Here is a 23,420-nt window from a genome sequence, read left to right on the forward strand (position 1 = left end):
TGAAAACGAGGGGCTTTCTACTGAAAAGACAGAAAAAAAGTCCCGCTCAGAGGAACGGGACGCGGGGTGTTAATCAACGGTTTCGCCGGTGAAGGTAACACGGGCAAGTTCTTTGTCGAGGCGGAGGGTGTCGTCTGCCGGGATAAGGTTGAACAGATCGAGACAACGCCGGGCAATGAATTCTTCTTCCATCTGCTCTTTCACGTACCAGCGCAGAAACTCTTCGGTAATGTAGTCGTTTTCGCGGCGACAGGTCGCAATGATCCGGTTAATGGCGTTGGTCACCGTAATTTCCTGCTCCAGTGCAGCTTCAAAAACCGACCGCAGTGTGTCGAATTCAATCTGAACGGCACCAACCGCCGGCGTAATGGCAACCACCCCCTGATCGCAGAGGTAATGGAAAATCTTCAGACCATGCTGCCGCTCTTCATCGGATTGCTTGTAGAAGAAACCCGCCGAGAATTCAAAACCATTCCGGTCGCACCAGCTGGCCATCGCCAGGTATTTTGACGAAGATTCAAATTCCATCTGAATCTGCTGATTCAGAATCTGTTCGATGTCTTCCTTAATCGACGTACGAAGTCTGACAATGTCTTTCATAAGAAAAGAATGGATAGTTAGTTATTGAGTAAAAGAAATAAACGCCGGTAATGTTTGCCGGAAACTACTGGACAGCGAGCCGGGTATCTTCAGTAAATGAGCAGCCACATTCGTCAATAAGCCGGTACAGATCCTGTACGAAACGGGTCCCGCTGAGCAGGTCGCGCAGGTGAACGAGTTCACAGAGCGTCAGGACAAAACAACGGTCGGTACGGGGAGGGGAGAGTATCGCTACATCATGGGCATCATCGGTCATGAGAGCCATTTGCCGGAGATCAACGGCTTCGGCCATGCGCCGGAACTGCCGGAAATCAAGTACTGAAAATGCGGTTTGCTCGCCGCAGAAATCCACGATAAACCGGTTTGTTAACGCACACTGATATACCGTACCTTTTGTATTCTGATATAATTCCTGCCAGCTGTCCTGCATGTCGGATAAGTCTTCACGATTTCTACAGCAAAATAACAGCTAATTTTTTGTTTAGAAAAAATCTAAATAAAAATTATTTAAAACCGGTATAAACAAAAATCCCGGCTTTCAAGTTGAAACCGGGATTATCTGAGTACTTGCGGTACTCAACTTAACTATTTCATTAAGGCAAATATAACCTTTTACCATATATAGTTTAGAAAAAATAAGTAAAAAAATAAACAATTGAGAGACAAATACGTTACCGTTTGACCGGAGCAGGATCTTTGTTCCCATGATAAGCCAGCCCATAAAACCAATGCTGTCAACGACAAACTGAAAACTTTTTTGTAGTTTGTCTCAGCAATAACGGACGTAATAATCCACGAAAAGGATGCCATATAATCTTGCAGAGCTGATTGAACAAGGAGAAGGAGTCCGGTTAGAGTTTAAGAGTACCGTGTCCTCGGCGTCCCGAATTGCAAAAACGCTGGTAGCTTTCGCCAACACATCGGGCGGTTTGTTGATCGTTGGTGTGGATGATGACGGGCAGGTGTCGGGCATTGAGTCGGAGTACCACGAAATACAGAAAATTGAGAAGGCGAGTGATTTTTTTACTGAGCCGGCACTGTCTGTCAGTTATGAAATGATTGTTCACGAAGGTAAGGATGTGCTGGTGGTTAATGTGCCGGAAAGCGACGAAAAACCGGTTAAGGCCATCGATGAACGCGGGCATAAGATATTGTATGTCCGGTCAAGGGATAAATCCATTCCGACCAACAAGCTGATTTTATCGGAAAACGCCGTCGATACCAAACTGTTACAGACGCCGAATGTCCGGATGCTGCTGCAGTATTTCCGTAAAAATGACTCCATTACGGCCGCTAAACTGGCACAGCTGATCAATGTTTCCGATCAGCGGGCCGAAAAAATGCTGCGTGAATATACCGAGAAGGGGCTGCTTCTGATGATCGACCGCCCGCGACCGCCCCGTTATTCGCTGAAAGTTTCGGATTAACTGCCTTCCATTCGGACGAACCCGCTAATTTTACGGCTCAATATCCGGCTTCCGGCCAATGGGGAGCCACTTTACGTATGGCAGAAACAGACCAAAACGGGGTACCCGACCGAATAACCATAACTAACTTTTTTACCGGTTTACAGGACCGCATATGCCAGGCACTGGAAGACGCCGACGGCGACGGCCGGTTCCGGGAAGACAACTGGGAGCGCGCCGAAGGTGGTGGCGGCCGGACGCGTATTATCGAAAACGGGACTGTGATCGAGAAGGGCGGTGTCTTGTTTTCGGCCGTTCACGGGCCGGCCAATGAGGCAACGCTCCGGCAGCTGAACCAGACTGAACCTGCCGATTTTTACGCAACCGGTGTGTCAATTGTGCTGCATCCCAACAGCCCGATGGTGCCGATTATCCACATGAATGTCCGCTATTTTGAGCTTAGCAATGGTATTTTCTGGTTCGGCGGGGGCATTGATCTGACACCGCATTACGTGGCTGAAGATGATGCCCGCTGGTTCCATCAGCACCTGAAAGCCGTTTGTGACCGCCACAATACAGGGTACTACCCGAAGTTCAAGGCGTGGGCTGATGATTATTTTTATATCCGGCACCGGGAAGAAACACGCGGTATCGGGGGGATTTTCTTTGACTATCTGAAGCCTTCCGGTGAGGTATCAAAGCAGGATTTGTTTGCCTTTGTGCAGGATGTCGGGAATGCCTTCGCTCCGGCTTATACGCATTTTATGCACAAAAACCGGAGTCTGCCGTTTTCGGAGGCGGAGAAACAATGGCAGTATCTGCGGCGGGGGCGGTACGTTGAGTTTAACCTGGTCTGGGATCGCGGTACGAAATTTGGCCTGGAGTCAAACGGCCGGACCGAATCCATTCTGATGAGTTTACCGCCACAGGCCAACTGGGCCTATAACCATCAGCCGCAAACCGGCACGAGGGAGCAACATACGCTATCGTTGCTCAAAAAAGGAATTGACTGGGTATAAACGGGAGGTAATACGGTAAAAGCAGCAGGGGATGAGTCATCATCCCCTGCTGTGTTATTGCAAGGCGCTAAGGTTCCAGTTGTGTTGGGAGTGGTAGAAAAGATGGCCCTGCTGAATCGTCAGCGGGCTGTCAACATTATTGTGATACAGCTGCCCGGTGCCTAAACCCTGTGGCATCACCGGTTTGAACTGGGCGGTATACTGGGCAATGGCATTAAGCCCGATGTTGGATTCGAGCGCTGAGGTAATCCACCAGCCGATGTTCAGGCGGTTGGCCAGTTCGATCCATTCGTCGGAGTGACGGAGGCCACCCAGCAGCGAAGGCTTGAGGATGATGTACTGCGGCTGAATTTTTTTCAGCAGCTTAAATTTATCGACGTACTCCATATGACCGATCAGCTCTTCGTCGAGCGCGACCGGAACCGGAGAGTGACGGCAAAGTTCGGCCATGGCATCAGGCTGGCCCTGCCGGATAGGTTGTTCGATCGAATGCAGGCTATACTGTGCCAGCCGTTCCAGCCGGTTCATGGCCTGGTCGGGCGAAAAAGCCCCGTTGGCATCAACCCGCAGCGTAATCTGATCGGGGGAATACCGCTCGCGGACAGAAGCCAGTATAGCGCACTCCTGCTCAAAATCAATTGCCCCGATCTTTAGTTTCAGGGTCGTGTAGCCGGCGGCTAGTTTTTCGTCGATCTGCTGACGCATCGCATCGGGAGATCCCATCCATATCAGCCCGTTGATCGGGATACTGCGATGCCCTTTCACAAAGTCTCCGTCACGAATGACGCGCTGTCCTCCCGATAAAAAATCATGCATCGCCGTTTCGAAGCCAAACAGAACACTTGGCAGCGCCTGGCCGATAACCTGATTCAGAATAATGGGGATGTTCCAGGTAAAAAGCTGTAAATCCAGTTGATTGAAGTATTGGCAGACCTCCGCAAGACGTTCTTCAAAGTCAGGGCGGTCATCAAAACTAAGGCCTTTGAGGGGCCCACACTCGCCAAAGCCGACCACCGAGGGGTCGTCTGTGTCGTAAATCCGGATAATATAGGATGTCTTCTCCGTCAGGATGCCCCGCGACGTACCGGCTTCAAAACGAAACCTGAGCGTGTATGTAAGGTAGTCGGATGTAAGGGCCATGAGACAATAAACAAATTCCGGTGAGGAAATTGCGGGCGGCAAAACTAACTTTGACCGCTAATAAAAGCAACTTTCTCATGAAATGCACCGATAAAAGGTGCATTTTGATCAATTCTTTATTGTGTTGTCAATTATTTTACGCCCGCTCAGCTTCCTTTACGGTTTTGTGACCGATGTTCGTAATATTAGTTACGACAAAAAATGGCAAAGGTCACAGCTGCCCCGACAAAAAATCATCAGTGTCGGTAACCTCACTGTAGGCGGAACCGGGAAGACGCCGATGGTCGAATATTTGCTGACCTACTTTCTCGGTCGCCGGCCGGCCGGAACCATCGGTACGCTGAGCCGGGGATATGGCCGGCTGACGAAGGGCTTCCGGATCGCCGGTGAGGCTGATACCGCCGGAACCATCGGGGATGAACCCCTGCAGTTATACCGTAAATTTGGCCGGAACGTTACCGTTACGGTCGGCGAAAAGCGGGTGGCTGCCCTGACACAGCTGGAAACACAGCGGCCAAACATTAACCTCGTACTTCTTGATGATGCCTATCAGCACCGGCCCGTCAGCCCGCATCTTTCGGTGCTGCTGATGGATTACAACCGGCCGTTTTATCTCGATCACCCGTTTCCGGCGGGGCGCTTGCGGGAGCGCAGGCATGGCGCGCGTCGCGCTGATGTCGTGGTTGTTACTAAGTGCCCTGATGCATTACCGGAGGCGAAGCAGGAGGAGATCCGCCGGAACATCAGGGCCTATAGCCGGCCTGATACGCCTGTTTGTTTTGCGGGACTAACCTACTTGCCACCCGTCGCTTTCAGCCCGGTAAACAGCCTGCCGGTTCCGGAAAAAGTAATCCTGGTGACGGGCATTGCGCAGGCCGGTCCGCTGGAAACCTACGTCAGGACACATTTTGCCATGATCCGGCACGAACAATTCGGCGACCATCACCGGTATAGCCGTGCAGAGCTGGAGCGAATCGTACAGGATCTCAGGGAGGGCACCGGGTTACTGACAACCGAGAAGGACTGGGTAAAGCTGAGTGAACTGGTCACGGAAGCTGAACGGCAGACACTGCCCCTTTTTTACCTGCCCATCGGGGTGAAATTTCTGTCGGGAGAGGCTGAATTCCGGAAAATACTGGACCGGACGGTTAACTGAATAATAATAAATCAAGCAACTTACCGGAAGAACCCGGATATTTGCACCGCCAATTAACAATTGAGCGGAAAAGGACTCCGCCATACACGCTAATGTCTCAAAAAGTAGTACTTGCCTTTAGTGGAGGTCTGGATACCTCGTTTTGTGTCAAATATTTGTCTGAAGACCGGGGCATGGAAGTTTATTCTGTGCTGGTTGACACAGGTGGTTTCTCGGACGACGAACTGAAAGCCATCGAAGAGCGGGCTTATTCGCTCGGCGTGAAAAAGCACGTAACTATGGCTAAAACGGACGATTATTACCAGCAATGCCTGAAATTTCTGGTGTATGGTAACGTCCTGAAAAATAATACCTATCCGCTGTCGGTGAGTGCCGAGCGGATTTTCCAGGCGATTGCCGCCGCTGAATATGCGCGTGAAATCGGGGCGACGGCCATTGCTCACGGCAGTACCGGTGCCGGTAATGACCAGGTGCGTTTCGATATGGCGTTCCGGATCATTGCGCCGGATGCCGAAATCATTACACCGATCCGCGATCTGCGGCTGTCGCGTGATGCCGAAATTGAATACCTGAAGTCGAAAGGTGTTGATCAGGAGTGGCACAAAGCCGCTTACTCGATTAATAAGGGGCTGTGGGGTACGTCTGTTGGTGGTCGTGAGACACTGACCTCAAACGGCTATCTGCCGGAAGAAGCCTGGCCAACGCAGGTGACGGAAACCGAACCGAAGACCATTACGCTCGATTTTGAGAAGGGTGAACTGACTGGTGTGGCCGGTGAAACGTTTGCCAATCCGGTTGATGCAATCCGTAAGCTGACGGCGCTGGCCGGACCTTACGGTATCGGCCGTGATATTCACGTCGGTGATACAATCATCGGTATCAAAGGCCGTGTTGGTTTTGAAGCACCGGCTCCGCTGATCATTATCAAAGCGCATCACACGCTGGAAAAACACGTACTGACGAAGTGGCAGATGTACTGGAAAGACCAGATGGCAAACTGGTACGGCACCATGCTCCACGAAGGCCAGTTTATGGATCCGGTCATGCGGAACATCGAAACGTTTTTGTCTGATACGCAGGGCCATGTGACGGGAAAAGTACAGGTGCAGCTGGCACCATACCGCTTCACGGTACTGGGCATTGAGTCACCGTACGATCTGATGTCGTCGGTATTCGGCAGCTACGGCGAGATGAACAATGCATGGACGGGCGACGACGTTCGGGGCTTCTCGAAAGTGATGTCGAACCAGGTCATGATTTACGAAAAAATAAAAAATCAATAAGCGGGAAGCTGCGGGAGAAAGGCTGAGTGGGCAGATCACCAATCTGCCTTTCTCCGCGCTTCCGGTCTCCTTTATGCCAACTGTAGTGCTGGACATAAGTCCACTGGGATTGAGTCTTTATCAGCGACATGCCCGGACGGGCGTCAGCAGGGTTTTAGAAGAATTGTTCCTGGGGTTATACCAACATCCGGAGATAGAATTATCATTGGCGGCTCCGACCAACCTGAGTGCAAGCCTCCGCTATGTTACACAAACGGTTTCCGGAACATTACCTGCTTTTGTGAATGCCTCCGGAGAACAGCGTTTAGCCGCTATTGAAAATGCACTATTGAGCCCGTTTACTCCTGATAGTGTGCTGTCGAAGGCAATCCGGCAGGGTGCCTATCAGCTACGAACGGCACTTAAGCGGGAACAGGCGCGGTTTACAGCGACGGCCCTTCCGCAGAACGCCGTTTACCATTCTGTATTCTTTCCGCTGCCTGAAGCCATCCGGCAGGCGTCGACCCTGCATAAAGTAGTAACGATTCATGATATGATTCCGTTACTGCATCCCGAATGGTTTAAGCAAACAGAAGATACCGTCCGTCAGACGATTGCCTCCATTCCGGAGGATGGTCATGTCATAACCGTGTCACAGGCAACGAAGGATGATTTTTGCAACTATACCGGCATTGATCCTGATCGGGTAACGCCGATTCTGCTGGCGGCTTCCCCCGAATTATTTTATCCGGAGACGTGCACTGAACGAATCGAAACCGTCCGGAAGGAGTTTGGCCTTGGCGAACAGCCCTACCTGTTAAGCGTGGCTACGCTGGAGCCCCGGAAAAACATTGATCACCTGATCCGGAGTTTTGTCCGGCTCATCAACAGCGGCGAGCTTCCCGACGAAGTGAACCTGGTACTGGTCGGAACGAAGGGCTGGCTGTTCGATTCGATCATGCAGGAATTGGAGCATAACGAATCTATCCGGTCGCGGATTATCGTGACGGGCTTTGTTCCGGATGAACACATGGCTGCGCTATACAGCGGAGCGCTGGCGTTTATCTATCCGTCGTTGTATGAAGGGTTTGGCCTGCCGCCGCTTGAAGCCATGCAATGCGGCCTGCCGGTGATTACCTCCAATGTATCGTCGCTTCCCGAAGTTGTCGGCGACGCCGCCATTCAGGTAGAACCGACGGATGCCGATGCCTTATGCCAGGCTATACTGACGGTTGTCAATGACATTGATGTACGACAACAAATGGCTGTCAGGTCGGCGGCGCGGGCAAAATTGTTTTCCCGCGAGCGCTTTGTTCAGGAACACATTGACTTGTATAAACGTATTGCATAAGCAATACTACCATTATGAAAATAAACATTGGCATTATTGGCGGAGCCGGCTATACCGGTGGCGAATTACTCCGCATACTGATTAATCACCCGCACGCCAACATCGCTTTTGTGCACAGCAAAAGCCAGGCAGGAAAACCGGTCTATGCCACGCATACTGATTTACTGGGCGATACCGATCTGCGTTTTTCCGGCGAAGAGACCACAGTCCTGCTGGCACAGGAAGGGCTGGATGTCATTTTCCTTTGTTCAGGCCACGGAGAGTCAGCAAAATTTCTGGCGGCACACGACCTGTCGGAAAACCTGAATGTGATCGACCTCAGTACGGATTTCCGTGATGAGTCGGATGACTTCATTTATGGCTTGCCGGAGTTACAGCGGGAACGGATTCAGGAGGCGTATAAAGTGGCAAATCCTGGCTGTTTTGCTACCTGTATACAACTGGCGCTGTTGCCGTTAGCAGCGTCCGGTAAACTGACAGACGACGTACATGTCAGTGCGGTAACCGGTTCTACGGGGGCTGGTCAGGCACTGAGCGCTACTACGCATTTCACGTGGCGGAACAACAACGTGTCTATTTACAAAGCCTTCACGCACCAGCACCTCAAAGAAATCGGACAGAGCCTGAAAAGCCTGCAACCGGATTTTGATCAGGCGATTCAGTTCATTCCCTATCGCGGTGACTTTACACGGGGTATCATCGCCAATGTGTATACGACGTACGACGGGACACTGGAAGAGGCACAGGCAATGTTTGATGCGTATTATGCGTCCCATCCGTTTACACATCGAAGCGCAGCGCCTGTCGATGTGAAGCAGGTCGTTAATACCAATAAATGCCTGATTCACCTTGAAAAACACGATGATCAGCTGCTGATTACGAGTGTTATTGATAACCTGACAAAAGGTGCGTCGGGTCAGGCGGTTCAAAATATGAACCTGCTCTTCGGATTACCGGAGGATACAGGGCTGCGGCTGAAACCGGTAGCGTTTTAATACCCGTACCAGTCTCCCCACCACTTCTGTAAATTCCGCAGAATCTCAGCTTCGCGGGCATTGTGGCCAGGCTCATAGAGCTTATGGCCACGAAGCTCGTCGGGCATAAAGTTCTGTTCGGTGAAATTTCCTTCATAGTTATGGGCGTATTGGTACTCGTTTCCATAGCCAATTTCCTTCATCAATTTCGTCGGGGCATTGCGCAGGTGTAGGGGCACCGGCAGGTGACTCGTTTTTTCGGCCAGCGCCATTGCTTCGTCGATGGCCAGATAACTGGCGTTGCTTTTGGGCGAGGTCGCCAGATAAACGACTACCTGCGACAGGATAATCCGCGACTCCGGATAGCCGATTACCCGAACCGCCTGCATGGCGTTCTGGGCCATGATCAATGCAGTCGGGTTGGCATTCCCGATGTCTTCCGAGGCCAGAATCAGCATACGGCGGGCAATAAATACGGGGTCTTCACCCGCCTGCAGCATACGGGCCATCCAGTACAGGGCCGCGTTCGGATCAGAACCGCGCATGGACTTGATAAAGGCCGAAATAATGTCGTAATGCTGTTCGCCCGACTTATCGTAGCGGGCAATGTTCTGTTGGGCAACGGCCGTGACCAGATCATCGGTAATGACCAGTTCACCGGCGCTGACATGGTTGGTCACCACCAGTTCGAGCAGGTTGAGCAGTTTCCGGCCATCGCCACCTGACAGCCGCAGCAGCGCATCATACGACTCCACCCGCACCTGCCGCGACCGAAGGTAGTCGTCACGATCCAGAGCACGATTAACGAGCTGAATCAGTTCATCACGGCTTAACGATTCCAGTATGTAAACCTGACTACGGGAGAGGAGAGCAGAATTGACTTCAAATGAAGGGTTTTCGGTCGTAGCCCCGATCAGCGTAATCTGTCCCTTTTCAACCGCCCCGAGCAAGGCGTCCTGCTGGCTTTTGTTGAAGCGGTGAATCTCATCAATGAAAACAACCGGCGGAAAAAAGCCGAATGATTTTCCCAGAATGTCGCGGACGTCCTTTACGCCCGCATTAATGGCACTCAGCGAGACAAACGGGCGTTTAACGGCTTCGGCCAGTAGCAGGGCCAGGGTAGTTTTACCGACGCCCGGCGGTCCCCACAGGATCATGGACGGCAACCGGCCGGCATCAACGGCCCGACGGAGGGCACCGTTGGGGCCAATTAGTTTTTGCTGGCCGATGACGTCATCCAGCGTTCGGGGACGGACGCGTTCGGGTAGGGGTGTTGTTTCACTGTTCATACGGCGAAATTACCCCATCCGGCGGCACAGCGCAACCCGTAGCCTATTTTCGTCGCTGTAAGGCGGTCTCATAGGCAGCCAGGAGCTGACGGGCTACAAGGTTAATGTCGTACTTTTCCTGAATCAGGCGGTAGGCATTCTGCCGGACCTGCTCCCGACGCTCCGGCGACTGTAGCATGTGGGTCAGCCCTTTGTGTACGCCGTCAACGGTAAGCTCGACGAGTTCGGCCGCGTCGTAGGCCCGCAGGGATTCGCCAAAACCTACCCGGTCCGACAAGAGGGAGGGCGTTCCCGATGCGAGCGCTTCCAGACAGGCCATCGAGAACCCTTCGGAGTAGGATGGAAGAGCAAAAATATCGGCATCGGCTAAGGCGGCCCGCTTGGTTTCGCCGGTCAGCATACCGACCAGCTGCATACTGTCCGACAGCTTGTGTTGTTCGATAAACGCACGGGTTTCCTGTTCGTAACCGTCATCCGAGCCGGCAAGGGCCAGAAAGGCGTCATTATTCTCCTGCGCGTAGGCTTTAAACGCCGGTAACAGGATGTCAAGACCTTTTTTGAGGTTCAGGCGGCTCATGAACAGTACCAGCTTTTTGCCTTCAGGGATATTGAACTGCTTGCGGAACGTACCTTTTGCCGGCGCATTGGCAAAATCGGCAACATTAATCCCATTAGGAATAATTACGACGTTCGGATGCTGAAAGCCGAGATACTCTGCCAGATTCTCTTTTTCGTCGGTGTTATTGATCTGAACCACATCCGCGCGCCGTACGTAGGCTTTCTGAGCGAGTGTGTCCATGATCCGCTTTTTCCAGTAGCTGCGGGCATATACCCATTTGTCGAGCAGCCCATGCGTGGTGATCGCTTTTACCACCTTCTTATCCACCATAAACGGTGCAATGCTGCCGAAGTGCCAAAGGCCGTGACAATGAACCACGTCGTACTCGTGGATATGCTGCTGCAGGTACTGATATAATTCAATAGAAAACTCACGGAAAAAACGGCTGATGACCGGCGTGCGTTTGCACAGGATCAGGCGTGCACCTTCAGGGACCGGATATGGTTTTTCGCCGGGAGAAATCGGGCTGAGAATATCGACCTGGTGGCCCAGTGATAAAGCAACTTTAGTGTGATCGTAGATGATTTTCGGCGGTCCGCCAATTTCCCAGGAATACGCGCAAATATCCAGAATCCGCATGCGAATGGTTTGTGTTTAGCGTCTACTTCGGTGAATGGTTAAAAAGCCTTCGAGCATCTCCCGTGCTACGGCTTCTGCTGAATAAGGCCGGATTATCTCTTGAGCAACAACTCCCATTTTGGTCTGGTCGGCCTGACCAGTCATGAACTGCTGCATGGCACCGGCCAGCTGTGCAGTTTGTTCGGGATCAATGACAAAGCCGTTCTGCTGATCCTGGACCAGATCAACGACACAGCCACAGCGGTCGGAGACGATCACCGGCATGCCACAGACCATGGCCTCATTAACGACCAGCCCCCAGGGTTCAGACAAGCTGGGGAGCACCAGTACATCCGCCATCGCCAGTATGTCCGGAACCTTATACCAGGCCCGTCCGGGCAGCATTGTAACGGAATCTGCCACGTTGAGCTCCCTGGCCCGTTGCTGAATGGCTTCGCTCAATGGTCCTTCGCCGAGCAGGATCAAGCCCCAGTCCGGATTGGTTTGCCGGCTGACAGCAAAGGCGTCAACCAGCCGGATCAGGTTTTTTACCTCAATCAACCGGCCCACGAAAATGAAATTATGCGGTTTTACTCCCAACGCCTGCTGCTGTACCGTTCTGGTTTGCTGCGCCCGCGTGAATGCATGCAGCAACGCATCATTGTCAACCGCGTTCTTTTTGAGTAAAATCCGGGATGGCTTTACCCCGGACTGAAGCAGGTATTGGGCCGAAAGGGTGCCAAAGCAGAAGAAACCGTCGCAAAGCCGGAAAATTATTTTCTTGAAGCGTTCCTTCAGGCCCCCGCGGGCATTATCGGCGGCGGTGCTTTCATTCTGCATAACCACCTTGATGCCGGTCAGTCTGGCGTAAAGCAGCAGGACAAGCTGAGCCGGATCGTAATAGCCGGTCAGGTTCAGCACATCCGGTTTGTAGGCCCGGATGTGCTGCAATAACGCTTTGGTACGTTGCTGTACGGTCGTATCCTCAATGAAGGCATCAAACAACAGTTCATACCGGTATTGGTAAACCGGCGTATCCGGGTCGTTTGTTTCCAGCCCTTTGCGGGATTTTTCGTTCCGCGCAATCTGAATCACCTTCACCTCCACATCCGGATAGGTGCGGGCGAGCCGGTCGACCTCCTGAAATACCTTTGCCTTATAGTGAGCCCAAAGCAGATTATGTACGATCAGAATTTTCATGGACGCTACGTGGCTGCGGCTTCATCTCCGCTGGCAGAAAGAGCGGACGGGACGGCATACCCGTTATAGTCGACCGACGGCGGATGATTCCAGAGCCGGACCGGAAACAGGGATTCGATGCCGATAAACCGGATCATCAGCCCCAACGGATACCAGAAGGATTGCTCATAGGGCCGCCCGTTCGTAAATAACTGCACAAAAATCAGGATATAAAAATAGGCCAGGAAGGTCGACAGCGGGTTCGGGTTGTTTTTCATAACCCTGAAACAGTAATACAAAATCAGGACATTCATCCCGCCGAACAGAATAAGCCCCGGAATACCGTGGTTTACCCAGGCCTCCATGACCGGCACATCGAGGTACAAAAACTTATACCCGTTTCCGAAAATGAGCATTTCCATGTGCCCGACAACGACATTGGAAAAGAAGTTGGCACTTACCGCCCGGTTGGCTGCCGAGGCGTCAAGTGCTGCTTTGTAGGCTGCGCCGGATGATTGCAGGCCGAGCAGGGCATACACGTTTTCCAGGTTACGCTCCATGAAGTTTACCGCATAGCCGTACAGGATGCCGTAAATATCATTGTATTTGCGGACGAACATCGAAAACGCAAAGAACATCAGGAAAATGGTGATCAGCGAAAACGGATGCCGAAGGCCGCGGATGGCCGCTTTGATTTGAGGTGGCCGCACGTTGAAGAACAGAAACAAAGCAACCACGATCCCCAGGGCAACAATGCTGGAACGTGTCTGGGTCATGATCAGGATGGCAATGCTGAATGCACCCGTAAAGAGAGTAGCAATACGCATCAGAGGCCCGGTTTGCGGGCGGAATGCCCAGACCCCGCAGGCAACCACACACATTAGCGCGTTCCGGGCGAAAATGTGGGGGTTCCCCATCCGTTCGCCGGTATCCGTTGTGCCGTAATTGATCGCGGCCCGCTGTCCGATGCTCCATGTCGGGTCGGTAACCATGGCATAGAGCAAGGCCAGATTGGAAATAAACGTAAACAGGATAATGACCGGTATGGCTACCTCAATGATATCATTGGGAACATTGAGCAGCAACAGGATGAAAACCAGCGAGAAGGCGAAATAGGTCAGGTCGGTTGCATAGCCCTTGAACCCGGGTTCGCCGTTGAAATAAAACATGTAGAAAATACAGAGCAGGATAAACCAGATTGCCATCCAGAAGAGCAGTATGTTGGGGGTATACAGCCGTCTGAGAAAGGTAAACGGTATCATCAGCACAAAGCCGAGGCCCTGAAAAGCAGCCGTAAACGCCTGGCTGTTGGGGGCCAGGTGGACAGTTTCTTTCAGGAACGTAATTAGCGGCGGACCGTCGACAACCATGCAGATGCCGAGGACAATCCGCATGAGATCAAGTTTTTGTATGAGCCGGAACATGGTTCGTCATTATATGTTTATCCGTTAGTAATACGGTTGGCTTTTCGAATCTGCATCCGGTGCCGGACATAGTCCAGATCACCGCGAAGGGCAAAGTAAGCAAGCTGGCGGAAAGGCGCATACCGCCGCCAGAATGCTTCGGGTAACCAGCTGCGAAGATACGGCTGATATTTTTCTTTTATTCGCTGGTGTTCCTGTACACCAACGGTTTGGGCAATGGTCGATGATTTGGCATCGGGCTGGACACGAAATCCGCCCCAAAAATCAGCAACGTGCTGAAAACGGATGCCGGGCAACACGCCGAGACGGGCGATGATTTCGTAGTCGATCACAAACCGCAGGCTTTCGTCGAGTAATCCGTGTTTCGCTAAAACGTCCCGGCGGATAAACATCGACTGATTATATACCTGCATGCCGCTGTAAATCTGGCAGGCCGGAATAAACGGAAGTGCCCGTTTTTCTTCGATAACGAAATCTGCTTCGTCGATGGTGTACATGTCGCCGAAGAACACATCCGTTTGCTGGTTTTGCTGCCAGGCTTTTCCGACGTTTAACAGCGCATTAGGAGCGAAGACATCATCTGAATTCTGAAACGCTACATAGTCGCCGGTTGCCATTCGGAAGCCTTTGTTGATGGCATCGGTTTGCCCCTTATCTTTTTCACTGACCCAGCCGGCCAGCCAGGGTTCATACTTCCGGATAATGTCCAGGCTCCCGTCCGTCGATCCGCCGTCGATGATGAAATACTCCAGATTGGGGTATTGCTGGTTCAGCACGCTCAGGATGGTTCGCTCCAGGTAGTGGGCCTGGTTGTAGGATGGCGTCACTACAGTAAGTTTTGGCCATTGCCCGTTTCCCGTCTGCGGATCAGCAACAAACGGTTTCGTGACGAAGGTATGCAGGAATGGGTCAGTCGGTGAAATCACTTGGTTAGCTCCTTATACACATCAAATGTTTGCTGAGCGGTTTTCTCACAGGAGAAAAGTTTAAGCCGCTCGGTTCCTTTCCGGGACAGTGTTGCCCGCAGCTCACTGTCGGAAATAATCCGTTCAATGGCATAGGCCATCGACTCGTCATTTTCGGGGTCGAAATAGATGGCCGCATCCGCACCGACTTCGGGCAGTGAGCTCCGGTCGCTGAGAACATTAGGGCAGCCTCCGCTAAAGGCTTCCAGGACCGGAATGCCGAAACCCTCATTCAGCGACGGAAACACAAACGCTGTAGCATGCTGGTAGAGCCCGAACAGGGCAGCGTCGGTAATGGGCCGGAAGTGAACCCGGTTGCCTAACCTTGCCGAGTGAAACAGCTCGTTTTCCTGCCGGGTAAACGCACCCCCGCCGGCACAGACAAGATGCATATCCGGATGTTTTTGCAGCACCGGCTGAATGGCCCGGAAGAAACCGTCAAAGTTTTTATACAGTCCGCGTTTTCCAACGTAGAGTAAATACGAAAAGGGCAGCGGGTCAAACGGGCGGGCCGGCTTAAAGTGACTGAACGATGAACCCAGATGAATGACTTTTATTTTTTCGGGTTTTACATCAAAAAACCGGAGAATTTCCTGCTTTGAGTATTCCGAAACGGCAATGATGCAGTCGGCCCGTGGCAGGAGCGCTTTTTTGACCTCGGTCATGTGTTCGCCTACTTCAGGATACAGTTTGGCATATCGCTCACTGGTTGCATCATGGAACGTAATGACAAAGGGCTTGCCGCCGAGGTGATTCAGAAAATATTTATGGTAATAAGTCGGATGAAAGACATCAAATCCATTGGTCTTCAATCGTTGTACGCTGTAGAGCCTGTTCAGGGCAGAGGCGACCTGATTTACTTGCTGTAAATGTGCCCACCGACGAAACCGGAAATGCCGGCTGAATGCCGACTGATCGAGGTACTCGTTGTTGGAAAACTTCAGGGAAAGCTCAAAATCTATGTCATTGCGCCGGGCAAATGACTTCATCAGTTCGTAGAAATAGCGGGTAACACCTCCATAAGCCATACCCGTAAACGACTGATGGTCATATAATACCTTCATGCAGTGAAACGTCCTGTTTGTATTTTTCTTAGAAAACTACTGCAAAAGTAGCGTATTTACTAGCCAGATTCAAGAAGGACTTACTTAGTGGCGAGCCTCGTCAGCGGATAACCGGAATCGGCATGATGTCGATAAAGGTGGTGATTTTCCGAAGCGTGTCAATGGTTCCTTTCCGCCAGCCCCGTAGAATGACAGGTTCCGGCAGTTGGCCATATACCGGGCGACTGGTCAGCGCGGGTTGTTTGTTTACCTGAAGTTGCTGGCTATAGGTTGCAATGAGCTGCTGAATATCAGGGCGTTTTCGGATAGAAATCCGGTTCTGATACGGAAAAAAACCATCATCCGGATTGGTAAGCCCTTTGAGATTAGCAAAGACCAGCGGACCGTGTTCGTCAACATGCCATATGCCTGCCTCGTTGCGGAGTTGCCGGTTATGCAGGTTCCATACGCCCACATGCCATGCGGGTTGTTGCACAATTCGGACACCGTTAAAAAAAGCCGGTACGTGCATCAGCCAGATTTGATCCGTACATAAGCCCTCGCAGAAGTTGATATGAGCCCGTGTACGGACCCGGCTGTCCCACCAATCGAGGAACCGCGTTACCTCATCCGAACGGTGCAGTGCCAGAAAATCACTGTTATAGAGCCCGATGTTCTGCAAGTGTTTTTCGTCGGGAAACCTCCCGTCGGCAGGAGCATTCACCAGATAAGGTGTCAGCAGGAAACAGGCGTTAGTCAGTTGCTCCTTAATGGCACTGAGGGGCTGGTAAAAGCAAATATTCGGATCGGCGTAAATAAACGTATCACAATCCGGCAAGCGTTCGTAGCAGGTTTTCAAAAACAAGGGTTTAAGCGCTCCTGCCATTTCCGTTGGGGTATAAACCGCCGATAAGCTGGTCAATTCCGGCCCGGATACAATCGCTGAGGCCGGAATAATTGCAAATGGCAGCGTTTCGGGAGTAACGCCATCGGGTAATTCATCGGCCAGCCCGATCAGAAATGTAGCTTCCGGAGTGACCTGCTGAACGGATTTTCCAAGCGTAATGGCTTGTGGTAACTGACGTGTATGGCAAACGGTAAGTACAGCAAACATAACAGGTTAGAGACAGTGAGTTAACAGGCGGACCAACGAACAGTGCGTGACCGGAAGTCAACTCATTCCAGAAGGTCACCGATAGCGGCTAGATAGGGGCTATACCAGTCGGTTGCGGCATCGGCATAGCGGTGATATAACCCACGCTGTAAATCCCGCAGCACAGGGAAAATGCGCGCCAACCGGTTGGTAGACAGTGAGCTACGCATGGTGTAATGGGCAAGTTTCCGGTTGAGTTGCTGCATGGCAGGTGTATTTGCCGGCACGCGGGGAGCCAGAAACTGATGAATTTTTTCCATCTGCATCCGTTTGTAAACGAGCGGTTCCAGTTTTTCGGCACGCGGGCGGGTGAACCGGTCGCGCAGGCGGGTACGCGGCGGAATCGGGGCGGCTCTGACACCGACCTGCTGGCTTTGATGCGTACGATAAAGCTGTAGGGGCTTATCGACAAACCGGATGGTATTAAAGGCAGCTCCGACCAGCGAAATGCAGCCGTCATAGATGTATTTGGGAATATCGGTCGGGATCGGAATGAGTTTCGGGATGAAGTCCCTGCGAATAACGGTAGCACATCCCATCATCCGGGCGCCATCCAGGAGGACCTCCATTGCCTCGCCGTTTTTCCAGCGTTCCTGTGCTTCTTCGTCGAAGCGGACGCGTAGCCAGAACAGCTCGTGCAGATTATTCAACTCGTCATCGGCCACAAACGCATTATTGAAGGCAACCTTTGTATCCGGATTTTCCTCCATAAAGGTGGTCATGACGTCCAGTTTTTCCGGCATCCAGTAATCATCCTGATCACAGATGAAGACAAGCTCACCCGTACACCGGCTCAAGGCCTGTTCGAAGTTTTTGTTAAAGCCGAGCTGTACCGGATTGAGAAAAATCTGTACCGGAAAAGGAGCCGATGCCTGGTACTGATGCAACAGGTCGATTGTGCCATCGGTCGAACCGTCGTCACAAATAATGACTTCGTTGGGTAAGCGGGTTTGTTTTAAAATGCTGTCCCACTGCGCGGGCAGAAAGGCTGCTCCGTTGTAGGTGCATAAAGCTATAGAAATACCTGGCGATTTACGCGGATTCATCAGTTACAAGTCAAATTACGTAGCCATAACGGGCAAAAATACCTTGCCAATAGTCAGTCCCATGAATGTCCCATGCATGGCAACCAAAGGGTAACTCCCCTTGATTGTAATTGTTTATTGCGCGTTGTGGGTAAAATTCAACAGCGAAACGTAGGGCTGTCCGGAAGTCCGGAATGTTTAACCTGGGCCAGTATCGGTTTACTTCAATACCCCAGAAAGCATCTTCATTATACTGGTAAAGCGTACTACGTTCGTACTGTCTGATTTTTTTATCAAAGATACGTAAACAGGCCAGAAAAGCAGAAACGCGCCGTAAGGAGAAGCCACCGTTCCCCACACCATTCAGACCTGTAATTTCACGCGGGGTGATGCCGTCTTCTTTCTTCAGATCAAATAAAATGGCAACCCGCTTTTTCAGGGTGAAGATCAGCTCATCGGTAAAACCGGCGAAATCCCGGTCGCGGAGCCACGGCGCACCGATATAGTCATAACCACGGTTACACCAGTACAGGAGTTCATCCTTGAAAACAAAGGCATCCAGCTGGTGAATAAGCATGTAGTCGAACGACAGAAAGGTCCGGTAAAAGTCTTCGGAAAGCATCAGGCGGTTGTAGGCCTGAATGTCAGTAAAGTAGTGCGCCGGAAAGGGTACAGATTCAAGCGTCGGAAATGCGGTCAGATAGGCGGTCAGGTCAAGGGTTTCCGGGTGAACCAGCTTTATAGGAAAGTGACCTAAAATCTTAAAACATTGCGTTAATGAAATGATTTCATGCGGTGAAGGCACCGCTTTGTAGACCGGAATGACGATGCAAACTGTTTGTTTTCCGTTTTTTTTCATACTAGTTTGGGCTGGGCCAATCGGTTAACGACGGCCTCCTGCACCCACTCATATGGCATGTCCGCACACGGATGCCCCAGTTGGTTTAAAATGGTTACGCCTTCTCCATGCTTGTAGCGGCCTGAGTAAGGCATGTAATTCACAAAATCGAAGAGCTGTCCCAGCATAATGATGCCATCGGTTCCGCCGGCATTAGCCATGTGAGCCGGTCCGCTGTCGATACCAATGAATAAGCGGGCCTGCCGGATGACTTCGGCTGTTTCCAGCAAACTCAGTTGACCGCACAAATTTATATAACGCGGGTCATTAAGTTGCACGATTGGTGTTAAACCTACTTCGATGACAGGATTGGGGTATGTGGCCAGTATCCACCGCACCAGTTTGTTCCAGTTAGCCGGTTGCCAGTCCCGTGGCGCATGGCTGGACTGGCAGTGAATAACAATCGCATCCTTAGGGAGGTTCAGCCGGTTAATTTTGCTTTGAACCTGTGCAGGGATGTGCATAACCGGTTGATCCTCAAGCGCGGGAAGTCCGGCGGCCAGCGAAAACGAATGCAGCAGGTTACCGTGAAAATAGTAATTGGAGTAGTTAATATGCAGTTTTTCTGCCACCGGATTTACCGGGTCTTCAACGCAGTATTTGCACTTCCGGTGCGACAGGTGCATATTAAAAACGTGATCGAAAACCCCCGAATTAATTAGTTTGACACGTTCGCCCGGGCATTTTTCGATTAAATGGCCGTTCAGATCCGGGTGGTATTTTACCAGATCAAGGTAGGCCTGACGCACAAACCAAATCAGATAGGCATCCGGATAACGGCGGCGTACTTCCCGGATTACCGGTTCACAGGCAATAATATCGCCCATCTGCTCGGAAAGTATAATGGCTATAAACGGCCGTCCTTTCAGCGTGGCCTTCAATTGGCGAAGCTGAACATATTTACGCCAGAAAGAAAAATACGTCCCGACAATATGGGTATATTTAGTATATCGATGGATCCAGAGTGCTTTGGTGCGTGGCCATGAAAACATAGCTAGTTCCTTTTTTCTAATAGGGTGATGAGTCTGTTCAGCGGTGCTTTCAGCGCCTTCCGCACGCGCTTGTACCGTGGTACAACCGGCGGCTTGATATAGACACAGGGGTAATGCCGGTACGTATCGTTTGCATTGGCCAGCAGTTGGTCCCGGTAGTAGAGAAAAAGCGGGAAGGCATCGGGCCGGTTGCGCGCGTCGGTACTGTCAAATGTATACCTTGTCTGATATTTAGAGACCTCATTCGGCTTGTAAGGGTTGTATCCGCTGTAATGAAAAAATAAAAGCGGGTACTTTCCATTAACAATCCATTGATTATCTTCTTTACTGAAAAAACGTTCGTGTAAGTTCCAGTAGGCTACGTTATAGCCGGGATTTTTGTCGATAAAAACCGATTTATAATAGGCTGGTGCAAAGTTGACCCAATGCTGATCCACAAACAGACCGGCGCAGAGATCAATCCGGCATTCGTAGGTTAACCGCTCTTTCCACCAGTTGACAAAGGCCTGTGATTCGGCATCTTTCCGCAATCCGACAAAACCAAGGTTAAAAATGCCGGTGTTCAGGTGATGGAGTTCATTGGGCCGTTCCCAATCAGGGGTTGGCGAGCAGGTATGCGGCGTGACAACGATGCTGTACTTGGCCAACCGTTCCTGAAGCTCCACAAGTGGCTGAAAAACAATGATATCTGGGTCGAAATAGATAATTTCGGTCATTTCCGGCTTAGTGGCGTAGAAGTAGTCAATAAAGAACGGTTTGACGGCGGTATTAAGCTCCGTAATATCATACCGGTCACACATCGCCTGAAAGTCCGGAATATTGATATTGGCCACTTCCAGCATCGGGTAAGGCGGACGAAGCTCATCAGGCAGATTGGCCGCCGATAAATCATCAACAAGACCAATGATGTATTCCCAGTTCGGGTTGGTCGCACGCAGTGAATCACCAAGTGTCCGCGCCTGGGCCAGATAATTCACCGAACATATCGTAAATGCAAGCGTCATTCCAAAAAATAAAAACAGTCCGGACAGCCAGTGGTAGTCGTCTGTTTATGTGGTTTTGTATGAAAAATAGCGCTTCAGCTCATTAATTGGCTTCTCAAAAAGAAACCACGAGGCAGATGCAAGAACAAACAGGACACAAAAGCTGAATAGCCGGTGGGTCCAGAATCCAAAGGGTGGCAGGGTAATAAACCGGTTGATGACACGGATGGTAAATGGAACCAGATAACCCGGTACAATCATGTGAAATACATAGATACCGTAGCTGATCCGGCCGATGTATTGCAGCAGTGTATTATTGAACACTGCGCCCGTCAATCCGCTAAAGCCAATACTGGCCTGAACAACCAAAAATAAAGATACTACTGAAATAACGAATCGTTGAAATAAAACAACTAAAAAATGGTCATTAGGTAAAAACTGGAACCCAATAAACGCGATAAATGCTACAATAGCAGCAATCGTTAACTTATTGAGGAAGGCGGGTATATGCTGCGGCTGGTCAACAATCAGCCACGCCCACAAGGCGCCCAGTCCGAACGAATCCAGATTGGCCGGAGTCAGTACACCATCCAGGTCGCCGGTCAGAAAACCGAATCCCCGGAAGGCAATTCCTAGTACGACCATACCGGTGATAACCCATTGCAAAGATGCCCTTGGGGTCAGAAAAACAATCCATGGCCAGACCAGGTATAACTGTTCTTCGACGCCAAGTGTCCAGAACGGCGACAGCAGATCAGACCAGTTCCCTGTCTTATGCAGCAGTATGTTATAGCCGTAGAGGTAATAGTATAACGGATGCTCATCAACGTCGGTTGCTTCCGGAATCAGCAGCCAGACGAGCGATATAATCAGGTAATACAATGGGAAAATCCGGAGTGCGCGGCGAATGAAAAACTTCCGGTATGTTTCGCCCAGGGTTACCCGTCCGTCGAGCCAGCGGTTCCGGTTATCGAGCAGGATTCTGGTAATCAGAAAACCACTGATAACAAAAAAGATCATGACGCCGATGGTGCCGTTCGGAACATAATAATTAAAGCCCCGATCGGTCGGAAACCAGTGGTAGATGACAACCAGCAGCACCGCGAAGGTTCGCAGGGCATCCAGCTGGGGCATATGTCCGGTAGGTAATCGCATACAAAAAATGGTTAGTCGCGGACCAGATCCCCGATTAAATGTAAAAGGACCGCCACGCTTTGATTGGCCGGGTGCCGTTGCAACACTTTCCGCTGTAACTGTCTTCCCAGTCCGGTGCGGGTAGTATCGTCGTCCGCCAGCCAGGCAATGGAGTCTGCCATGGCTTCGATATCGAGATAAGGAACCACCACGCCGCCGTCCTGTTCGATGAGTTCGGGAGATCCGCCGGCATGCTCAAAGCATAAGACCGGTACCTGACACAAGCCTGCTTCCAGCACAACCAGCGGGTAGGGGTCTTCGCGCGAGGTCAGGGCCAGCATGTGAAAGCCTGCCATGTAGCGGAGTACTTCCGGCGTGGGTTCGACAAAGTGAACACAGGCTGTTAACCCGGCTTTCTGTACATCGAGCCACAAGTCGTCGCGGTAGCCGCCCGGCTTCATACCGACCCAGACGAAGTGGACCGGTCGTTTGACCGGTCGCCGGCTCACGAGTTTCGCGAGGGTAACAAACAGGTCATTGCCTTTACGCCATTCGGCCAGGCCACATCCGCCGACGACAATCGCATCGGCCGGAATGCCCAGGGCCGGTAACGGAGTAGGCTGATGGCGTGCCTGCTCTACATTCCGCTGAAGGGCCGGGGTGTCGATCAGGGTAAACTGTGTAATGCGCTTCGGATCAAACTGATGCCGGTCAACGTAATACGATGCCGTGGCTTTTGATACGGCCAGCAGGTGATCCGTATGGGTCAGTAAATAGCTTAATTCGTCGGGATCCGTATAAATGCCAACGGACATAGCCAGTTCGTGGGCAAAGGTAATGACCGGTATTCTATGCGTATGGCCCGGCAGCATGTCGCCCAGCCCCAGCGCATGAAACCACCGGCTGCTGGTAACGGTATTGACCAGAATAAGACTGGTTTTATCCAGATTCAGGGTTTGTCGCAGTTTCGCTTGCTGACGCTGCTGCTGCTGCCGGAACATAGCATCCCAGAGGCCGATTTTGCCTAAAACTTTATCAACGAGTGGATTAACAACCGGCTGATCGTTGGTTGCCGGCCAGATTGTGACAGAGGCAACCTGTTGATACTCGTCCAGTAACGGCCCGCCGGCGCCGAGCAGCAAATGCATATGGATACCTTCCTGCTTCAGCAAACGCATAAGCTGTAGCAGAACCAGCTGGGCTCCGGCGCGGTTGGCATCATGGCCAATTAATAAAATCGTTTTCAGTAC

General features: G+C 51.4%; 22 protein-coding genes. 6 read left to right on the top strand and 16 right to left on the bottom strand.

Features of this window, described 5'->3' with window-relative positions; all coding sequences use genetic code 11:
* Positions 1 to 69: 69 nt before the first annotated feature.
* On the bottom strand, positions 70 to 600 hold the full coding sequence (locus AC23NW_RS09060) for a ferritin (RefSeq protein ID WP_293838766.1): 531 nt from the start codon (positions 598 to 600) through the stop codon (positions 70 to 72).
* Positions 601 to 664: 64 nt separating this feature from the next.
* Positions 665 to 1,030: a hypothetical protein gene (locus AC23NW_RS09065; protein ID WP_487449011.1), complete on the bottom strand. Its 366-nt coding sequence runs from the start codon at positions 1,028 to 1,030 to the stop codon at positions 665 to 667.
* Between the two features lie 373 nt (positions 1,031 to 1,403).
* Here AC23NW_RS09065 and AC23NW_RS09070 point away from each other — a divergent pair, with 373 nt between their 5' ends.
* On the top strand, positions 1,404 to 2,027 hold the full coding sequence (locus AC23NW_RS09070; protein ID WP_293838760.1) for an AlbA family DNA-binding domain-containing protein: 624 nt from the start codon (positions 1,404 to 1,406) through the stop codon (positions 2,025 to 2,027).
* 77 nt (positions 2,028 to 2,104) lie between these two features.
* Positions 2,105 to 3,025 carry an oxygen-dependent coproporphyrinogen oxidase gene (gene hemF / locus AC23NW_RS09075; RefSeq protein WP_487449013.1) on the top strand — a complete coding sequence of 307 codons (921 nt, stop codon included), beginning with the start codon at positions 2,105 to 2,107 and terminating at the stop codon, positions 3,023 to 3,025.
* A gap of 54 nt (positions 3,026 to 3,079) precedes the next feature.
* Here the strand turns inward: hemF and AC23NW_RS09080 are convergent, their stop codons facing one another.
* Entirely contained in the window at positions 3,080 to 4,165 is a 1,086-nt protein-coding gene (locus tag AC23NW_RS09080) for an o-succinylbenzoate synthase (RefSeq protein WP_487449014.1), read from the bottom strand.
* A gap of 121 nt (positions 4,166 to 4,286) precedes the next feature.
* Here AC23NW_RS09080 and lpxK point away from each other — a divergent pair, with 121 nt between their 5' ends.
* The 4 genes from lpxK to argC all read left to right on the top strand — a co-directional run bounded on the left by lpxK (position 4,287) and on the right by argC (position 8,929).
* The gene (gene lpxK / locus AC23NW_RS09085) at positions 4,287 to 5,321 is read left to right on the top strand and encodes a tetraacyldisaccharide 4'-kinase (protein ID WP_487449015.1); all 1,035 of its coding nucleotides are present in this window, start codon (positions 4,287 to 4,289) and stop codon (positions 5,319 to 5,321) included.
* A gap of 92 nt (positions 5,322 to 5,413) precedes the next feature.
* Positions 5,414 to 6,604, top strand: a complete 1,191-nt coding sequence (gene argG / locus AC23NW_RS09090; protein ID WP_487449016.1) for an argininosuccinate synthase — start codon at positions 5,414 to 5,416, stop codon at positions 6,602 to 6,604.
* A 73-nt stretch (positions 6,605 to 6,677) separates the two neighbouring features.
* Entirely contained in the window at positions 6,678 to 7,934 is a 1,257-nt protein-coding gene (locus tag AC23NW_RS09095) for a glycosyltransferase family 4 protein (protein ID WP_487449018.1), read from the top strand.
* Positions 7,935 to 7,948: 14 nt separating this feature from the next.
* Complete coding sequence (gene argC, locus AC23NW_RS09100; RefSeq protein WP_487449020.1) at positions 7,949 to 8,929, top strand: N-acetyl-gamma-glutamyl-phosphate reductase; 981 nt, start codon at positions 7,949 to 7,951, stop codon at positions 8,927 to 8,929.
* On the opposite strand, the gene AC23NW_RS09105 is transcribed toward argC, so the two are convergent.
* The 13 genes from AC23NW_RS09105 to AC23NW_RS09165 all read right to left on the bottom strand — a co-directional run bounded on the left by AC23NW_RS09105 (position 8,926) and on the right by AC23NW_RS09165 (position 23,417).
* Positions 8,926 to 10,197, bottom strand: a complete 1,272-nt coding sequence (locus AC23NW_RS09105) for a replication-associated recombination protein A (RefSeq protein ID WP_487449021.1) — start codon at positions 10,195 to 10,197, stop codon at positions 8,926 to 8,928. The two genes, argC and AC23NW_RS09105, sit on opposite strands and share 4 nt — an antisense overlap.
* Positions 10,198 to 10,240: 43 nt before the next feature.
* Positions 10,241 to 11,395, bottom strand: a complete 1,155-nt coding sequence (locus AC23NW_RS09110; protein WP_487449023.1) for a glycosyltransferase — start codon at positions 11,393 to 11,395, stop codon at positions 10,241 to 10,243.
* 15 nt (positions 11,396 to 11,410) lie between these two features.
* The gene (locus tag AC23NW_RS09115; RefSeq protein ID WP_487449025.1) at positions 11,411 to 12,574 is read right to left on the bottom strand and encodes a glycosyltransferase family 4 protein; all 1,164 of its coding nucleotides are present in this window, start codon (positions 12,572 to 12,574) and stop codon (positions 11,411 to 11,413) included.
* A gap of 5 nt (positions 12,575 to 12,579) precedes the next feature.
* Complete coding sequence (locus tag AC23NW_RS09120; RefSeq protein ID WP_487449026.1) at positions 12,580 to 13,977, bottom strand: O-antigen ligase family protein; 1,398 nt, start codon at positions 13,975 to 13,977, stop codon at positions 12,580 to 12,582.
* A 17-nt stretch (positions 13,978 to 13,994) separates the two neighbouring features.
* A complete protein-coding gene (locus AC23NW_RS09125) occupies positions 13,995 to 14,903 on the bottom strand; it encodes a glycosyltransferase family 2 protein (protein WP_487449028.1) in 909 nt (302 codons plus the stop codon).
* Positions 14,900 to 16,006, bottom strand: coding sequence for a glycosyltransferase family 4 protein (locus tag AC23NW_RS09130; RefSeq protein WP_487449030.1), 1,107 nt, complete (start codon positions 16,004 to 16,006; stop codon positions 14,900 to 14,902). The genes AC23NW_RS09125 and AC23NW_RS09130 overlap by 4 nt, the downstream gene beginning before the upstream one ends.
* A 100-nt stretch (positions 16,007 to 16,106) precedes the next feature.
* On the bottom strand, positions 16,107 to 17,099 hold the full coding sequence (locus tag AC23NW_RS09135) for a hypothetical protein (protein WP_487449031.1): 993 nt from the start codon (positions 17,097 to 17,099) through the stop codon (positions 16,107 to 16,109).
* Between the two features lie 62 nt (positions 17,100 to 17,161).
* Positions 17,162 to 18,184: a glycosyltransferase family 2 protein gene (locus AC23NW_RS09140; protein ID WP_487449033.1), complete on the bottom strand. Its 1,023-nt coding sequence runs from the start codon at positions 18,182 to 18,184 to the stop codon at positions 17,162 to 17,164.
* Between the two features lie 10 nt (positions 18,185 to 18,194).
* The gene (locus AC23NW_RS09145; protein ID WP_487449035.1) at positions 18,195 to 19,022 is read right to left on the bottom strand and encodes a DUF5672 family protein; all 828 of its coding nucleotides are present in this window, start codon (positions 19,020 to 19,022) and stop codon (positions 18,195 to 18,197) included.
* Positions 19,019 to 20,053, bottom strand: coding sequence for a glycosyltransferase family 9 protein (locus AC23NW_RS09150; protein WP_487449037.1), 1,035 nt, complete (start codon positions 20,051 to 20,053; stop codon positions 19,019 to 19,021). Before AC23NW_RS09150 ends, AC23NW_RS09145 begins: the two co-directional genes overlap by 4 nt.
* Positions 20,054 to 20,055: 2 nt before the next feature.
* Complete coding sequence (locus AC23NW_RS09155; protein WP_487449038.1) at positions 20,056 to 21,057, bottom strand: glycosyl transferase; 1,002 nt, start codon at positions 21,055 to 21,057, stop codon at positions 20,056 to 20,058.
* A 45-nt stretch (positions 21,058 to 21,102) separates the two neighbouring features.
* Entirely contained in the window at positions 21,103 to 22,191 is a 1,089-nt protein-coding gene (locus tag AC23NW_RS09160; protein ID WP_487449039.1) for an acyltransferase family protein, read from the bottom strand.
* A gap of 11 nt (positions 22,192 to 22,202) precedes the next feature.
* Positions 22,203 to 23,417: a glycosyltransferase family 4 protein gene (locus AC23NW_RS09165; RefSeq protein WP_487449642.1), complete on the bottom strand. Its 1,215-nt coding sequence runs from the start codon at positions 23,415 to 23,417 to the stop codon at positions 22,203 to 22,205.
* Positions 23,418 to 23,420: the final 3 nt, after the last annotated feature.

This window comes from Arsenicibacter sp. R0_47, assembly GCF_057652235.1.

Excerpts from the sequence above, each read along its gene's own strand:
- AC23NW_RS09060 (WP_293838766.1), bottom strand. The coding sequence starts at position 600 with ATGAAAGACATTGTCAGACTTCGTACGTCGATTAAGGAAGACATCGAA.
- AC23NW_RS09065 (WP_487449011.1), bottom strand. The coding sequence starts at position 1,030 with ATGCAGGACAGCTGGCAGGAATTATATCAGAATACAAAAGGTACGGTA.
- AC23NW_RS09070 (WP_293838760.1), top strand. The coding sequence starts at position 1,404 with ATGCCATATAATCTTGCAGAGCTGATTGAACAAGGAGAAGGAGTCCGG.
- hemF (WP_487449013.1), top strand. The coding sequence starts at position 2,105 with ATGGCAGAAACAGACCAAAACGGGGTACCCGACCGAATAACCATAACT.
- AC23NW_RS09080 (WP_487449014.1), bottom strand. The coding sequence starts at position 4,165 with ATGGCCCTTACATCCGACTACCTTACATACACGCTCAGGTTTCGTTTT.
- argG (WP_487449016.1), top strand. The coding sequence starts at position 5,414 with ATGTCTCAAAAAGTAGTACTTGCCTTTAGTGGAGGTCTGGATACCTCG.
- AC23NW_RS09095 (WP_487449018.1), top strand. The coding sequence starts at position 6,678 with ATGCCAACTGTAGTGCTGGACATAAGTCCACTGGGATTGAGTCTTTAT.
- argC (WP_487449020.1), top strand. The coding sequence starts at position 7,949 with ATGAAAATAAACATTGGCATTATTGGCGGAGCCGGCTATACCGGTGGC.
- AC23NW_RS09105 (WP_487449021.1), bottom strand. The coding sequence starts at position 10,197 with ATGAACAGTGAAACAACACCCCTACCCGAACGCGTCCGTCCCCGAACG.
- AC23NW_RS09110 (WP_487449023.1), bottom strand. The coding sequence starts at position 11,395 with ATGCGGATTCTGGATATTTGCGCGTATTCCTGGGAAATTGGCGGACCG.
- AC23NW_RS09115 (WP_487449025.1), bottom strand. The coding sequence starts at position 12,574 with ATGAAAATTCTGATCGTACATAATCTGCTTTGGGCTCACTATAAGGCA.
- AC23NW_RS09120 (WP_487449026.1), bottom strand. The coding sequence starts at position 13,977 with ATGTTCCGGCTCATACAAAAACTTGATCTCATGCGGATTGTCCTCGGC.
- AC23NW_RS09130 (WP_487449030.1), bottom strand. The coding sequence starts at position 16,006 with ATGAAGGTATTATATGACCATCAGTCGTTTACGGGTATGGCTTATGGA.
- AC23NW_RS09135 (WP_487449031.1), bottom strand. The coding sequence starts at position 17,099 with ATGTTTGCTGTACTTACCGTTTGCCATACACGTCAGTTACCACAAGCC.
- AC23NW_RS09140 (WP_487449033.1), bottom strand. The coding sequence starts at position 18,184 with ATGAATCCGCGTAAATCGCCAGGTATTTCTATAGCTTTATGCACCTAC.
- AC23NW_RS09145 (WP_487449035.1), bottom strand. The coding sequence starts at position 19,022 with ATGAAAAAAAACGGAAAACAAACAGTTTGCATCGTCATTCCGGTCTAC.
- AC23NW_RS09150 (WP_487449037.1), bottom strand. The coding sequence starts at position 20,053 with ATGTTTTCATGGCCACGCACCAAAGCACTCTGGATCCATCGATATACT.
- AC23NW_RS09155 (WP_487449038.1), bottom strand. The coding sequence starts at position 21,057 with ATGACGCTTGCATTTACGATATGTTCGGTGAATTATCTGGCCCAGGCG.
- AC23NW_RS09160 (WP_487449039.1), bottom strand. The coding sequence starts at position 22,191 with ATGCGATTACCTACCGGACATATGCCCCAGCTGGATGCCCTGCGAACC.